Annotated in this window: 10 protein-coding genes; 2 read left to right on the top strand and 8 right to left on the bottom strand. The window is 65.7% G+C overall.

Features of this window, described 5'->3' with window-relative positions; all coding sequences use genetic code 11:
• Window positions 1-133 precede the first annotated feature (133 nt).
• Together A3AS_RS0116660 and A3AS_RS0116655 are read left to right on the top strand one after the other, a co-directional pair.
• Window positions 134-1,327: an efflux RND transporter periplasmic adaptor subunit gene (locus tag A3AS_RS0116660; protein ID WP_018318713.1), complete on the top strand. Its 1,194-nt coding sequence runs from the start codon at window positions 134-136 to the stop codon at window positions 1,325-1,327.
• 6 nt (window positions 1,328-1,333) lie between these two features.
• Window positions 1,334-4,489: a multidrug efflux RND transporter permease subunit gene (locus A3AS_RS0116655; RefSeq protein WP_018318712.1), complete on the top strand. Its 3,156-nt coding sequence runs from the start codon at window positions 1,334-1,336 to the stop codon at window positions 4,487-4,489.
• Between the two features lie 155 nt (window positions 4,490-4,644).
• Here the strand turns inward: A3AS_RS0116655 and A3AS_RS0116650 are convergent, their stop codons facing one another.
• The 8 genes from A3AS_RS0116650 to tkt form a co-directional block, all read right to left on the bottom strand.
• On the bottom strand, window positions 4,645-5,436 hold the full coding sequence (locus tag A3AS_RS0116650; RefSeq protein ID WP_018318711.1) for an inositol monophosphatase family protein: 792 nt from the start codon (window positions 5,434-5,436) through the stop codon (window positions 4,645-4,647).
• A 97-nt stretch (window positions 5,437-5,533) separates the two neighbouring features.
• Complete coding sequence (locus tag A3AS_RS0116645) at window positions 5,534-6,607, bottom strand: tetratricopeptide repeat protein (protein WP_018318710.1); 1,074 nt, start codon at window positions 6,605-6,607, stop codon at window positions 5,534-5,536.
• An 8-nt stretch (window positions 6,608-6,615) separates the two neighbouring features.
• Window positions 6,616-7,305, bottom strand: a complete 690-nt coding sequence (locus A3AS_RS0116640; RefSeq protein ID WP_018318709.1) for a thiamine phosphate synthase — start codon at window positions 7,303-7,305, stop codon at window positions 6,616-6,618.
• A gap of 3 nt (window positions 7,306-7,308) precedes the next feature.
• Window positions 7,309-8,334 (bottom strand): class I fructose-bisphosphate aldolase, encoded by a 1,026-nt coding sequence (locus tag A3AS_RS0116635; RefSeq protein WP_018318708.1) that lies wholly within the window; start codon window positions 8,332-8,334, stop codon window positions 7,309-7,311.
• Between the two features lie 270 nt (window positions 8,335-8,604).
• Window positions 8,605-9,672, bottom strand: coding sequence for a class II fructose-bisphosphate aldolase (gene fba, locus A3AS_RS0116630; RefSeq protein WP_018318707.1), 1,068 nt, complete (start codon window positions 9,670-9,672; stop codon window positions 8,605-8,607).
• A 56-nt stretch (window positions 9,673-9,728) separates the two neighbouring features.
• The gene (pgk, locus tag A3AS_RS0116625) at window positions 9,729-10,925 is read right to left on the bottom strand and encodes a phosphoglycerate kinase (protein WP_018318706.1); all 1,197 of its coding nucleotides are present in this window, start codon (window positions 10,923-10,925) and stop codon (window positions 9,729-9,731) included.
• A 141-nt stretch (window positions 10,926-11,066) separates the two neighbouring features.
• A complete protein-coding gene (gene gap / locus A3AS_RS0116620) occupies window positions 11,067-12,074 on the bottom strand; it encodes a type I glyceraldehyde-3-phosphate dehydrogenase (protein WP_018318705.1) in 1,008 nt (335 codons plus the stop codon).
• Window positions 12,075-12,221: 147 nt separating this feature from the next.
• Window positions 12,222-14,207 (bottom strand): transketolase, encoded by a 1,986-nt coding sequence (gene tkt / locus A3AS_RS0116615; RefSeq protein WP_018318704.1) that lies wholly within the window; start codon window positions 14,205-14,207, stop codon window positions 12,222-12,224.
• Window positions 14,208-14,240: the final 33 nt, after the last annotated feature.

The raw sequence follows: 14,240 nt of genomic DNA, 5'->3' as shown, positions 1-14,240 counted from the left end.
ATGAGCCGCCCGCGTCATGCGTTGCATCGCAGCAGATGCATTCTATTTTGGCGATATCAGCCGCGTGTAAAGGGCCCAGAACGGGCCTCGCGCGAGCATGATTAGTTTCAACAATATCGGGGCACCCCATTTCATGTCAGGACTTCGCGCGCGATCGGCATGCGTTGCAATACTGCTCGCGGCCCTGGCGCCGCTGCTTGGTGCTTGCGACGAATCCAGCTCCGCCGTGTCTGCCGCCCCGCCCACCTATCCGGACGTCAGCATCGTCATTGTTAAGCCGCAGCCGCGCGCAGTGGTCCGGGAATTGCCGGGACGCATCGCGCCGACGCGTGTCTCGGACGTGCGGCCGCGCGTCTCCGGCATCGTGGTCGAGCGCCTGTTCCGCCAGGGCAGCGAGGTGAAGGCAGGCGATCCGCTCTACCGCATCGATCCGCGCCCGTTCGAGGTCGAGGTGCTGGCCAACGAGGCGGCGCTCGCCAAGGCCGAGGCCGCTGCGATGCAGGCGCACCAGCAGGCACGCCGCGTCGCTGCGCTTACCAAGGACCGCGCCGCCCCGGAAGCCGAGAACGAAAAGGCGATCGCGGCTGAGCGTCAGGCCCACGCCGAGGTCGAGGGACGCAAGGCCGAGCTCGCGCGGGCAAAACTCAATCTCGATTATGCCACCGTGCGCGCGCCGATCGACGGCGTCGTCGGTGCGGCCCTCGTCAGCGAAGGCGCGCTCGCCGTGCAGAACGAGACCAATCTCGCCACCATCCAGCAGCTCGATCCGATCTACGCCGACTTCACCCAGTCGGTGACCGAGCTCAACCAGCTCCGCCGCGCCTTCGAGACCGGCGATCTCGAGCGTATCGCGTCCGACGCCGCCAAGGTGCGCCTCGTGCTCGACGACAACACGCTTTATTCGCTCGACGGCAAGCTGCTGTTCTCCGACGCCAAGGTCGACGCCCACACCGGGCAGGTGACGTTGCGCGGCGAGTTCCCCAATCCCAAGCGCGAGCTGCTGCCGGGCATGTATGTCCGCGTCCGCATCGACCAGGGTCTCGATAGCGACGCGATCGCGGTGCCGCAGCAGGCGATCCAGCGCAATGGCGGCGGCGGCAGCGAAGTGTTTGTCGTCAAGGACGACAACCACATCGCGGTGCAGCCGGTGCGCACGGGGTCGGTGCAGGACGGAATCTGGTTCGTCACCGAGGGCCTGAAGGCCGGCGACAAGGTCGTGGTTGAAGGCTTCCAGAAGTTCGCCGCCGGCGACAAGGTCAAGCCGCAATCCTGGTCGGAGGCGGACGCGACCGCGGACAACCGGCACGCCCTGAAGCTCACGCGATAACGCGCCATGGCGAGTTTCTTTATCGACAGGCCAATCTTTGCCTGGGTGGTCGCGCTGTTCATCTGCTTGATCGGCGCTATTGCCGTGCCGCTGCTGCCGATCGCGCAATATCCGATCATCGCGCCGCCCTCGATCTCGATCTCGACCAGCTATCCTGGCGCCTCGCCCGAAAACCTCTACAACAGCGTCACGCGCCTGATCGAGGAGGAGCTCAACGGCGCCTCCGGCATCCTCAATTTCGAATCGACCAGCGACTCGCTCGGCCAGGTCGAGATCATCGCCAATTTCGTGCCCGGCACCGATACCAGCGCGGCCTCGGTCGAGGTGCAGAACCGCATCAAGCGGGTCGAGGCGCGCCTGCCGCGCGCGGTGATTCAGCAGGGTATCCTGATCGAGGAAGCCTCGAGCGCGGTGCTCCAGATCATCACGCTGAATTCGACCGACGGCAGCCTCGACGAGGTCGGGCTCGGCGACTTCATGATCCGCAACGTGCTCGGTGAAGTCCGCCGCATCCCCGGCGTCGGCCGCGCCACGCTCTATTCGACCGAGCGCTCGCTTCGCGTCTGGGTCGATCCGGCCAAGCTCGTCGGCTATGGGCTCACCGCCGACGACGTCAACAAGGCCATTGCCGCGCAGAACGCGCAGGTTGCCTCGGGCAGCATCGGCGCCGAGCCGTCGACCTCGAGCCAGCGCACCTCCTCGCTGGTGCTGGTCAAGGGCCAGCTGTCTTCCCCGGATGAATTCGGCGCCATCATCCTGCGCGCCAATGCCGACGGCTCGACCGTGCGCCTGCGCGACGTTGCGCGCATCGAGGTCGGCGGCCTCAGCTACCAGTTCAACACGCGCCTGAATGGCAAGCCGACCGCCGGTCTCTCGGTGTTGATGTCGCCGACCGGCAATGCGTTGGCGACCGCGAGCGCGGTCGAAGAGAAGATGAAGGAGCTGTCGCGGTTCTTTCCGGCCAACATCACTTACGAGATTCCCTACAACATCACGCCGGTGGTCGAGGCTTCGATCAAGAAGGTGCTGACGACGCTGGTCGAAGCCGTGGTGCTGGTGTTCGTGGTGATGTTCCTGTTCCTGCAGAACATCCGCTACACCATCATCCCGACCATCGTTGTGCCGGTGGCGCTTCTGGGCGCCTGCACCACGCTGCTGCTCGCCGGCTATTCCATCAACATGCTCTCGATGTTCGGCATGGTGCTCGCGGTCGGCATCCTCGTCGACGACGCCATTGTCGTGGTCGAGAACGTCGAGCGCATCATGAGCGAGGAGGGGCTGCCGCCGAAGGAGGCGACGCGCAAGGCGATGTCGCAGATATCGGGCGCCATCATCGGCATCACGCTGGTGCTGATTGCGGTGTTCGTGCCGATGGCGTTCTTCCCGGGATCGGTCGGCATCATCTACCGCCAGTTCTCCGTGACCATGGTCGCTGCGATCGGCTTCTCCGCATTCCTCGCGCTGTCGCTGACGCCGGCGCTGTGCGCGACCTTGCTCAAGCCGGTCGCGGCCGGCCACGGTCATGCGAAGCGGGGCGTGTTCGGCTGGTTCAACCGCGTGCTCGAAGGCGGCAAGGAAGGCTATTCCCGCACCGTCGGCTTCTCGCTGAAGCGGACTGGCCGCCTGATGCTGGTCTATGTCGCGCTGCTCGTCGGCCTGTCCTGGGCCTTCGTCAGCCTGCCGGGCGGCTTCCTGCCGATCGACGACCAGGGCTTCGTCACCACCGACGTGCAGACGCCGTCGGATTCTTCTTATCCCCGCACCGAGGCCGTGATCGAGAAGGTCGAGAAATACCTCGCCGAACGTCCAGGCGTGAAAGATGTCACCTTCCTCACCGGCTTCAGCTTCTCCGGCCAGGGCATGAACACCGCGCAGGCCTTCATCACGCTGAAGGACTGGTCGGAGCGTGGACCGAAGGATTCGGCCGCGGCGATCGTCAACGACATCAACCGCGATCTGGGGGCGTCGATCCGCGATGCCAAAATCTCCGCGCTGCAGCCGCCGCCGATCGACAATCTCGGCAACTCGTCGGGCTTCTCGTTCCGCCTCCAGGACCGCGGACAGAAGGGCTATCCGGCCTTGATGCGCGCCGCCGATCAGTTGATCGCGGAAGCCAACGCCAGTCCCGTGCTTCAGAAGGTCTATGTCGAAGGCCTGCCCGAGGCCGGGGTGGTCAATCTCATGATCGACCGCGAGAAGGCCGGCGCCTTCGGCGTCACCTTCGAGGACATCAACAACACGATTTCGACCAATCTCGGGTCGAACTACATCAACGACTTCCCGAACCGCGGCCGCATGCAGCGCGTCGTGGTGCAGGCCGACGCCCGCGACCGCATGCGGACCGAGGACATCCTCAACTACAACGTCAAGAACAGCCGCGGCCAGCTGGTGCCGTTCTCGTCCTTCGCCACGGTGGAATGGGCGCGAGGCCCGACCCAGATCGCAGGCTTCAACTATTATCCGGCGGTGCGCATCTCCGGCGAGGCCAAGCCCGGCTTCACCTCGGGTGACGCGATCGCCGAGATGGAGCGTCTTGCCGGCCGGCTGCCGCGCGGCTTCGGCTACGAATGGACCGGGCAGTCGCTCCAGGAGAAGCTGTCGGGCTCGCAGGCGCCGTTCCTGCTCGGTCTGTCGGTATTCGTCGTGTTCCTGTGCCTCGCCGCACTTTACGAGAGCTGGACCATTCCGCTCGCGGTGCTGCTCACGGTGCCGCTCGGCATCGTCGGCGCGGTGATCGCGGCCATGCTGCGCGGCCTGCCCAACGACGTCTATTTCACCGTCGGCCTGATCACGATCATCGGCCTTGCGGCAAAGGACGCGATCCTGATCATCGAATTCGCGAAGGATCTGCGGAAAGAGGGCAAGCCGCTGGTGGAAGCCACCATCGAGGCCTGCCGCCTGCGCTTCCGCCCGATCCTGATGACCGGCCTCGCCTTCATCTGCGGCGTGCTGCCGATGGCCATCGCCCACGGTGCCGGCGGCGCCAGCCAGCAGGCGCTCGGTAGCATCGTGATGGGCGGCATGATCGCGGTGGTGATCCTGGCGCTGTTGATGGTGCCGGTGTTCTTCGTCTCCGTGCAGCGCGTGCTCGCGGGGGACAGGGAGGCGGAGGCGGTGAGGGAAGGTGAGGCCTACGGTCCGCCGGCGCCGGTCAAGCCGTAAGGCAAACTGTCATGCCCGCCTGGTGCGCAGTTGCGCACGGGGGCGGGGCATCCAGTACGCTGCGGCTTCTCCAGATCCCACTAGCGTCTCTGGAATACTGGATCATCCGCCTTCGCGGATGATGACAGCGGAGTGATTGGCTCGCGCGTCGACTGCTACGCCGGCTTCCGCAAGATCTTCACCAATTCCCCGTGCACGTACTCATTCCCGCACACCACGTCCCCGGTGACCAGCGCATCGCCGGGCGTGTTGATGTCACTCACCGTGCCGCCCGCTTCGCGCACCATCAGCATACCGGCGGCGATGTCCCAGGATTGCAGATTGCGTTCCCAATAGCCGTCGAGGCGGCCGGCGGCGACGAAGGCGAGGTCGAGGGAGGCGGCGCCGAAGCGGCGCAGGCCCGCGACGCGGTCCTGGATCGCGGTCATCTCGCGGCGGAATTCCTCGTGGTCGCCGCGGCCGATATGGGGCAGGCCGCAGGCCACCACGCATTCGTTGAGCTGGCGGCGGCCGGCGACGCGCAGGCGCTGGTCGTTGAGGAAGGCGCCCTTGCCGCGCTCGGCGATGTAGAGCTCGTCATTGGCGGGATTGTAGATCACGCCCGCGATGATCGTGCCCTCGCGCACGAGGCCGATCGAGATCGCGAATTGCGGGATGCCGTGCAGGAAGTTGGTGGTGCCGTCGAGCGGGTCGACGATCCAGGTGTGGCTCTTGTCGGAGCCCTCGCGCGTGCCGCCCTCCTCGCCGATGAAGCCGTAGCCGGGCCGCGCCTTGGCGAGGTCCTGGTAGAGGATCTCCTCGGCGCGCTTGTCGGCGAGCGAAACGAAATTGGCTGGCCCCTTCAGCGAGACCTGGAGATGCTCGATCTCGCCGAGATCGCGCTTGAGGCTGCGGCCGGCGCGGCGCGCGGCTTTGACCATGACGTTGATAGTGGCGGAATACAGCATGAGCTCTGGTCTTGATCGGGGGAAATGGCGGGAAATCACGCCTGTTTGGGGGACTGGGTGCCCTGCAAGGGCCCTCAGGTCAAGTCATTGCGTCAAGTCATTTGGTCCCGAGCCATTTTCTGGCGGCGGCCTCCGCCTTGGCCCGGTCCTCGGCCGGCAGGTCGGATAATTGCTTGTCGAGCTCGGGGTCTCCTTTGCCGGCGGTTTTGGCCACCAGGTGCCATTTGAAGCCCTCGACCTTGTCTACGGACGTGCCCACGCCGTTGATCAGCACCCACGCCAGCCGGTTCTGCGCGATCGCGCTGCCCTGGCGGGAGGCCTTGCGGAGCAGGGCGACGGCAGCAGGCTGGTTCTTCGGCGTGCCGGTGCCGTTGAACATGGCGATGGCATATTCGACCTCGGCGTCGACATTGTCGGCGAGGGAGGCGGCCTGGAGCAGCCGCACCGAGCGTTCCGGGTCCTTCGGCACGCCGGTGCCTTCCTTGTAGAAGGTCGCCAGCGCGTATTGCGCCTCGGGCAGGCCTGCATCGGCGGCCTGGCGCAGCAGCTCGGCGGAGCGCTTCACGTCCTGCGGCAGGGTCTGGCCGTCGAGATAGAGCAGAGCGAGGTTATAGGCCGCCCTGGGCTCGCCGAGCTTGGCGGCGGACGCCATCAGCTTGACCGCCTCGCTCTTGTCGATCGGGCCGCCGCGGCCCGAAATGCGCAGCATGGAGAGCGCGAACATCGCCTCGCGGTCGCCGGCATCGGCCGCGCGCTTGTACCATTCGGCTGCCTTGGCGTAGTCGCGCCGCATGCCCATGGCATTGGAATAGAGCTCGCCGAGCATGGTCATCGCCTTGGGATCGCCCGCTTGCGCGCGGGCGGTGGCGAGGTCGAAGGCGGTCTTGTACTGGCCGCGCTGATAGGCGCCGAACACCAGATCGACATTGGAATTGTCGGTGGAAGGCGCGGGGATCACGGTCGCCGGCTTGGGCGAGGCGGTCGGCTTGGGCGAAGCTGACGGCTTCGGCGCCGGCGCGGCCTCTTTCTTCTTGGTGAGCGCGTGCGGCTTGGACTTTTGCTTCTCAGGCGCCGCGCTCGGCGTTGTCGCCGGCGGGGTAATCTGGAGCTGCGCGGCCGCGGGCACTGTGAGCAGCAGCGTAGCCAGCATGGTGATGCAGGGGAGCTTCATGTCGGGCGCTAGCCGTGCTCCTGACCCGCAGGATCTTGGCCCGCAAGCGCCGTCGCATGGGCTTTCTTGATCGCAGCGTCGACCTCGCTCAGCGCGGCCTTGGGTCCGCGCGGATCGGCCCAGATGAAGTCGCCGACCAGCACGAAATCGGCGCCGCTGGCGGCGAAATCGTGGGCTTCCTGCAGCGACATGGCAAAGCCGACGCAAGGTGGCTCGAACAGCTCCGCCCACCAGTCGAGCCGCTCCGCGATGGCTTGCGCCTGGGGGCGCTGGCCTTTCGCATCGGGCTCACCGAACAGCACGTAATCCGCGCCCATCTCGCCCGCATCCATGGAATGGTGCCGCGTCGTCAGCCCGCCAACACCGGCGATGCGATCGGGCTTGAGCGATGGCAGCGCCTCTTTCAGCGCGGCGATGCCGGGGAGGTGCGCGCCGTCGGCGCCGCCGCGCGCGACCAGCTCGGCATGGCCCTCGACGAGCAGCGCGGCGCCTGCTTTCTGCGCCGGCGGCGCAAGCGCCTTGATGCGCGAGATCATGGTGCGCTGGTCGGTCTCCTTCAGCCGCAGCAGCACGGCCGCGACGTCGGCGGCGGCCAGCAGTCCCGGCAGCTCGGCCACAAGCGAAGCGGGATCATCGACGACAGGCGTCGCGAGATAGAGGCGCGGCGCCGGGCGCGGCGGAGGCGGTTTGTTCGACAAGATCTAGGCTGCCTTCTTTTCCAGGCTACTTTGCCATTCGCCCTTGGAGGCGAGGCCGTTCATTCGCGCGCGATGGCTGAAGGCGGTTTGGCCGGCCGCGACGTTCTCGGCCTTGCCGGACCAGGCTTTCTGCGGCGCGGCCTGCAGCGCGCGGCCGTAGGAGAAGGTCAGGCCCCAGGGCAGCGGGCCGAGCTTGTGCATGGCGTTGAGATGCGCGGTCGCCTCCTCGTCGGACTGGCCGCCGGAGAGGAAGGCGATGCCGGGCACGGCCGCGGGCACGCAGGCCCTGAGCAGCCGGATCGTCTTCTCGGCGACCTCCTCGACGGAGGCCTGCTTTGCGCATTTCTTGCCCGATATCGCCATGTTCGGTTTCAGCACCATGCCTTCGAGCGCGACGCGCTGCACGCGCAATTCCTGGAACGTCTTGTTGAGCACGCGGGTCGTCACCTCATAGCAGCGGTCGATGTCGTGATCACCGTCCATCAGCACCTCGGGCTCGACGATCGGCACGATCTGCGCGGCCTGGCACAGCGCGGCATAGCGCGCCAGCGCATGGGCGTTGACGCTGATCGCGGTCATCGAGGGGATGCCGCTGCCGATGTCGATCACCGCGCGCCATTTGGCAAAGCGCGCGCCGCGCTCATAGTATTTCTTCAGCCGTTCGGCGAGCTTGTCGAGCCCGACGGTGACCAGTTCGCCCGGGCACATCGGCAGGGCCTGCGTGCCCTCGTCAACCTTGATGCCGGGAATGGCGCCGCTCTGTTCGATCAGCCTGACCAGCGGCGTGCCGTCCTTAGCATCCTGCCAGATCGTCTCGTCATACAGGATCACGCCGGAAATATACTGGCTCATGGCCTCCGTGGACCGGAACAGCATCTCGCGATAGTCGCGGCGGTTGCCTTCGGTCGAGTCCACGCCGATCGCGTCAAAACGCTTCTTGATGGTGCCGGAGGATTCGTCGGCGGCGAGGATACCCTTGCCTGATACGACCATGGCGGTCGCGATCCTGTTGAGCTCAGTCAGATTCATCGAGAGGTCCTCCCAAAACGATTCTGCCCTTGCCCGTGAAAATAGACCGTTCTCGGGCAATTGCCGAGTTAACGTTCGTCGCAGGGTAAAGGGGGGAGGCTGGGTTCTTCGTCTCTCCCCGCTTGCGGGGAGAGGCCGACGCGCACCAGCGCGGCGGGTGAGGGGGACTCTCCGCGAGTCCATTGTCACCAATTATGCGGAAACAGCCCCTCACCCCGCCCTCTCCCCGCAAGAGCGGGGCGAGGGGGGACGAGAGAGCGTTTGCGGCCCTTACGCGACCTTCGGGTCCAGCTCGCCCTTGGCGTAGCGCTTGGCCATCTCGGCGGTGGTCAGGACCTTCTTGATCTTGGAGGCCTGGCCGGCGGTGTTGAACTCCTGGAGGCGCTGCTTGCACAGCTTGGTCATCGCCTCCATCGCCGGCTTCAAATATTTGCGCGGATCGAACTCTTCCGGATTGTCCTTGAGCACTTTCCGGATCTGGCCGGTCATGGCCATGCGGTTGTCGGTGTCGATGTTGATCTTGCGCACGCCGTTCTTGATGCCGCGCTGGATCTCGGACACCGGCACGCCCCAGGTTGGCTTCATCTTGCCGCCATTGGCGTTGATGATCTCCTGCAGGTCCTGCGGCACCGAGGAGGAGCCGTGCATCACCAGATGCGTGTTCGGCAGCTTGCGGTGGATCTCCTCGATCACGTTCATGGCGAGAATGTCGCCGTCCGGCTTGCGGGTGAACTTGTAGGCGCCGTGCGAGGTCCCCATCGCGATCGCGAGCGCGTCGACCCTGGTCTCCTGGACGAACTTCACGGCCTCGTCCGGATTGGTCAGGAGCTGGTCGTGGCTGAGCTTGCCCTCGGCGCCGTGGCCGTCTTCCTTGTCGCCCATGCCGGTTTCGAGCGAGCCGAGCACGCCGAGTTCGCCTTCCACCGAGATGCCGCCGAGATGGGCCATGTCGGTCACGGTCTTGGTGACGCCGACATTGTAGCCCCAGTCGCCGGGGGTCTTGCCGTCGGCCTTGAGCGAGCCGTCCATCATCACCGAGGTAAAGCCGGCCTGAATCGCGGTCATGCAGGTCGCCGGCTCGTTGCCGTGGTCGAGATGCACGCAGACCGGGATGTGCGGATAGATCTCGGTCACCGCGTCCATCATGTGCTTGAGCATGACGTCGTTGGCGTAGGAGCGCGCACCGCGCGAGGCCTGGATGATGACGGGCGCGTCGACCTGGTTGGCCGCGTCCATGATCGCCAGCGCCTGCTCCATATTGTTGATGTTGAAGGCCGGTACGCCGTAATCGTTCTCCGCCGCGTGGTCGAGCAATTGACGTAACGTGATCCGAGCCATCTGTCTTTTTCTCCCGTTGGGGCCTTGCGGGGCCGCTGATTACTCGCCGATCTGGCTTACTTGACGCGCAAAACCTCGACGCCGGGCAGGGGCTTGCCTTCCATCCATTCGAGGAACGCGCCACCGGCGGTCGAGACATAGGTGAAGTCACCGGCCACATGGGCCTGGTTGAGCGCCGCGACGGTGTCGCCGCCGCCTGCGATCGAGATCAGCTTCTTGGCCTTGGTGCGCTCGGCGGCGTGCCTGGCGGCCGCGACCGTGCCGCGATCGAACGGCTGCATCTCGAAGGCGCCGAGCGGTCCGTTCCAGACCAAGGTCGCCGCATCGTCGATCGCGGCGTGGACGCGGGCGATCGATTGCGGGCCGACGTCGAGGATCATGCCGTCGGCCGGGATCGCATCGAGCCCATAGGCGTGCGAGGGCGCGTTGGCAGCGAAATGATAGGCAACGGTGGCGTCGACCGGCAGGATGATGGCGCAGTTGGCGGCTTCCGCCTTCTCCATGATGCGCACCGCGGTGGCGCTAAGATCCTTCTCGGCCAGTGACTTGCCGACCGCGACGCCCTGGGCGTGCAGGAAGGTGTTGGCCATGCCGCCGCCGATCACGAGCGCATCGACCTTGCTGACGAGGTTTTCGAGCAGGTCGATCTTGGTCGAGACTTTTGCGCCGCCGATGATCGCGATGACAGGCTTGGTCGGCGAGCCCAGCGCCTTCTCCAGCGCATCCAACTCGGCCTGCATGGTGCGGCCGGCATAGGCCGGCAGCTTGTGGCCGAGGCCTTCGGTCGTGGCGTGGGCGCGATGCGCCGCCGAGAACGCGTCATTGACCCAGATGTCGCCGAGCTTTGCCAGCTCCGCGACGAAGGCCGGATCGTTCTTTTCCTCTTCCTTGTGGAAGCGGGTATTTTCCAGACACAGGATGTCGCCGTCGTTCAGGCTGGCGACGGCCTTGGCCGCGGGCTCGCCGATGCAGTCGTCGGCGAAAGCGACCGGCTTCTTCACGACCTTCGACAGCGCTTCAGCGACGGGCTTGAGCGAGTCCTTGGCGTCGCGCCCCTTCGGCCGGCCGAAATGCGCGAGCAGGATGACCTTGCCGCCCTTGTCCGAGATTTCGGTGATGGTCGGCGCGACGCGCTCGAGCCGGGTCGTGTCGCTGACGCGGCCATTGTCCATGGGCACGTTGAGATCGACGCGCAGCAGCACGCGCTTGCCCTTCACGTCGACGTCGTCGAGGGTACGGAATTTGGCGGACATCGGGACACTCTCTTGTCCCGGGCGCTGCGCTGGCCGCGGAGCGGTGCGCTGCAGAACCGGGACCTACGCTGGAGGGACATGGGTCCCGGATCTGCGAAGCAGCGTTTCACGCTGCATCGCGTCCGGGACGCCAGAGCGGAGTTAGATCACCTTCGCGATCGCAGCGGCGGTGTCCGCCATGCGGTTCGAGAAGCCCCACTCGTTGTCGTACCAGGACATCACGCGCACCAGCGTGCCGTTCTGCACCTTGGTCTGGTCCTCGTGGAAGGTCGAGGAATGCGGGTCGTGGTTGAAGTCGATCGAGACGTTCGGCGCATTGGTGTAGCCGAGGATGCCCTTGAGCTGCTGCTCGCTGGCGCGCTTCATCGCCGCGTTGATCTCCTTGGCGTCGGTGGCGCGCTTGGCGACGATCTTGAGGTCGACGACCGAGACGTTCGGGGTCGGCACGCGGATCGCGACGCCGTCGAGCTTGCCCTTCAGCTCCGGCAGCACGAGACCGATCGCCTTGGCGGCGCCGGTCGAGGTCGGGATCATCGACATCGCAGCCGCGCGGCCGCGATAGAGATCCTTGTGCATCGTATCGAGCGTCGGCTGGTCGCCGGTATAGGCGTGGATCGTGGTCATGAAGCCGGTCTCGATACCGACGAGATCGTTCAGCACCTTGGCAACCGGCGCCAGGCAGTTGGTGGTGCAGGAGCCGTTGGAGATGACCAAATGCTCCTTGGTCAGCGTCTCATGGTTGACGCCGTAGACGATGGTGGCGTCGGCGCCGTCGGCGGGCGCGGAGACCAGCACGCGCTTGGCGCCGGCGGTCAGATGCGCGGACGCCTTGTCCTTCGAGGTGAAGATGCCGGTGCATTCCATCGCGATGTCGACGCCGAGATCCTTCCACGGCAGCTTCGAGGGATCGCGCTCGGCGGTCACCTTGATCTTGCCGCCACCGAGATTGATCGTATCGCCGTCGACGGTGACGGTGCCGGGGAAACGGCCATGGACGCTGTCGAAGCGGAGCAGATGGGCGTTGGTCTCGACCGGACCGAGATCATTGATGCCGACGACCTCGATGTCCTTGCGGCCGGACTCGGCGATAGCCCGCAGGATGTTGCGGCCGATGCGGCCAAAACCGTTAATTCCGACGCGGACTGCCATGTTTCGTCTCCTTCAATGACCGTTGTCATCCCGCACAACGCGCTATGCGCGCCTGCGAGGGTTTTTTAGGGCGGGCGCCCGGTTCGGCCGGGCGGTGCTTGATCATATGGAAGACTAGGTAGTCCTTTTTTGCGGCAAGCTCAACTCTCAGCTAACGCGCTTCAGCACAGCGTTAACTGCAGCCTCGGCGGTAATGCCGAAATGCTTGTAAAGCTCCTTTGCAGGGCCGCTTTCGCCGAACGAATGCATGCCGATAAATTCGCCATCCTGGCCGATCACGGCATCCCAGCCCCAGCGCACGGCAGCCTCGATCGCGACCTTGACCGGTGCGTTGCCGATGATCGCGGCGCGCTTGGCCTCTGGTTGCGCTAACAACAGCTCGAGCGAGGGAACGGAGACAACGCGCGACGCGATGCCGCGTTCCGCGAGCTGCTTCTGGGCGGCGACCGCGATCTCGACCTCGGAGCCGGAGGCGAACAGCGTCACCTTGGCTTCGCCCTGGGCGGCGACCAGCTCATAGGCGCCCTCTGCGCAGGGATTGTCGTTCGGCGCGGTGGTGCGCAGCTGCGGCAGGTTCTGGCGCGTCAGCGCCAGCACGGTCGGTCCGTCCACGCGATTGAGCGCGAGCTCCCAGCACTCGGCGACCTCCATGGCGTCGCACGGGCGGAACACGCGCATGTTCGGAATGGCGCGCAGCGCGGCAAGATGCTCGACCGGCTGATGGGTCGGGCCGTCTTCGCCGAGGCCGATGGAATCGTGCGTCATCACATAGACGACGCCGGAGCCCATCAGAGCGGCAAGGCGCATTGCAGGACGTGCATAGTCGGTGAACACCAGGAAGGTCGCGCCGTTCGGCGCGAAGCCGCCGTGCAGGAAGATGCCGTTCATCGCCGCGGCCATGCCGTGCTCGCGAATGCCGTAATGGATGAATCGGCCCTTCGGCGTCTTGGCCGAGAACGCGGTCGCCGATTTCGCCTTGTTGTTGTTGGAGCCGGTGAGGTCGGCCGAGCCGGCGAGAAATTCCATCGGCATCGCGCCGGCGATGACTTCGATCACGGCTTCCGAGGATTTGCGGGTCGCCGCGGTCATCGGCTTTTCCAGCAATTCCTTCTTGTACGCGCGCACCGCCTTGGCGAGCGAAGCCGGACGCTCATGGCGCAGGCGGCGCTCGAATTCTGCGCGCTTGCGGCTGCCGAGCTCACCGAGCCGGCCCTCCCATTCCTGGCGCGCGGCAGCGCCGCGGCTGCCGGCTGCACGCCACGCCTTCAGCGCGTCGTCGGCGACCGCGAACGGCTCGAGCGAGATGCCGAGATTTTCCTTGGCGGCCTTGAGCTCCTCAGCCCCCAACGCCTCGCCATGCACCTTCGACGTCCCGGCCTTGTGCGGGGCGCCGAAACCGATGGTGGTGCGGCAGGCGATCAGCGTCGGCTTGTTGGATTTCTTCGCGCGCGTGATGGCGTCGGCAATCGCCGCCTGATCGTGGCCGTCGATCTTCTCGGCGGCCCAGCCCGCCGACTTGAAGCGCTTCACCTGGTCGACGGAATCGGAGATCGAGGTCGGGCCGTCGATCGAGATGCCGTTGTCGTCGTAGAGCACGATCATCTTGTTGAGCTTCCAGTGCCCGGCCATCGCGATCGCTTCCTGCGACACGCCTTCCATCAGGTCACCGTCGGAAGCGAGCACATAGGTATGGTGATCGACGATCTTCTTGCCGAATTCGGCGGCAAGCATCTTCTCGGCGAGCGCCATGCCGACCGCGGTCGAGATGCCCTGGCCGAGCGGGCCGGTCGTGGTCTCGATGCCGTTGGTACGGAAGTTCTCGGGGTGTCCCGGGGTGAGCGAGTCGACCTGGCGGAACTGCTTGATCTGGTCCAGCGTCATCTCGGAATTGCCGGTCAGATACAGCAGCGAATAGAGCAGCATCGAACCGTGGCCGGCCGAGAGCACGAAGCGGTCGCGGTCGGGCCAGGCGGGCGCGGTGGCGTCGAATTTCAGGAATTGCGTGAACAGCACCGTGGCGATGTCGGCGGCACCCATCGGCAGGCCGGGATGACCCGATTTCGCCTTCTCGACGGCGTCCATCGAAAGGCCGCGGATCGCGTTGGCCATACGGGTGTGATCGACCTGCGTCATGTCTGAAATCCGTCTGAAATGAGGCGCTTGGAG

The sequence above is a fragment of the Bradyrhizobium sp. WSM2793 genome (genome assembly GCF_000379585.1).
In the GTDB taxonomy this organism is placed as follows: domain Bacteria; phylum Pseudomonadota; class Alphaproteobacteria; order Rhizobiales; family Xanthobacteraceae; genus Bradyrhizobium.
This window is presented reverse-complemented; position numbering and strand designations above follow the sequence as displayed.

Excerpts from the sequence above, each read along its gene's own strand:
- fba (WP_018318707.1), bottom strand. The coding sequence starts at position 9,672 with ATGGCTCGGATCACGTTACGTCAATTGCTCGACCACGCGGCGGAGAAC.
- gap (WP_018318705.1), bottom strand. The coding sequence starts at position 12,074 with ATGGCAGTCCGCGTCGGAATTAACGGTTTTGGCCGCATCGGCCGCAAC.
- tkt (WP_018318704.1), bottom strand. The coding sequence starts at position 14,207 with ATGACGCAGGTCGATCACACCCGTATGGCCAACGCGATCCGCGGCCTT.
- A3AS_RS0116635 (WP_018318708.1), bottom strand. The coding sequence starts at position 8,334 with ATGAATCTGACTGAGCTCAACAGGATCGCGACCGCCATGGTCGTATCA.
- A3AS_RS0116660 (WP_018318713.1), top strand. The coding sequence starts at position 134 with ATGTCAGGACTTCGCGCGCGATCGGCATGCGTTGCAATACTGCTCGCG.
- A3AS_RS0116645 (WP_018318710.1), bottom strand. The coding sequence starts at position 6,607 with ATGAAGCTCCCCTGCATCACCATGCTGGCTACGCTGCTGCTCACAGTG.
- A3AS_RS0116650 (WP_018318711.1), bottom strand. The coding sequence starts at position 5,436 with ATGCTGTATTCCGCCACTATCAACGTCATGGTCAAAGCCGCGCGCCGC.
- pgk (WP_018318706.1), bottom strand. The coding sequence starts at position 10,925 with ATGTCCGCCAAATTCCGTACCCTCGACGACGTCGACGTGAAGGGCAAG.
- A3AS_RS0116655 (WP_018318712.1), top strand. The coding sequence starts at position 1,334 with ATGGCGAGTTTCTTTATCGACAGGCCAATCTTTGCCTGGGTGGTCGCG.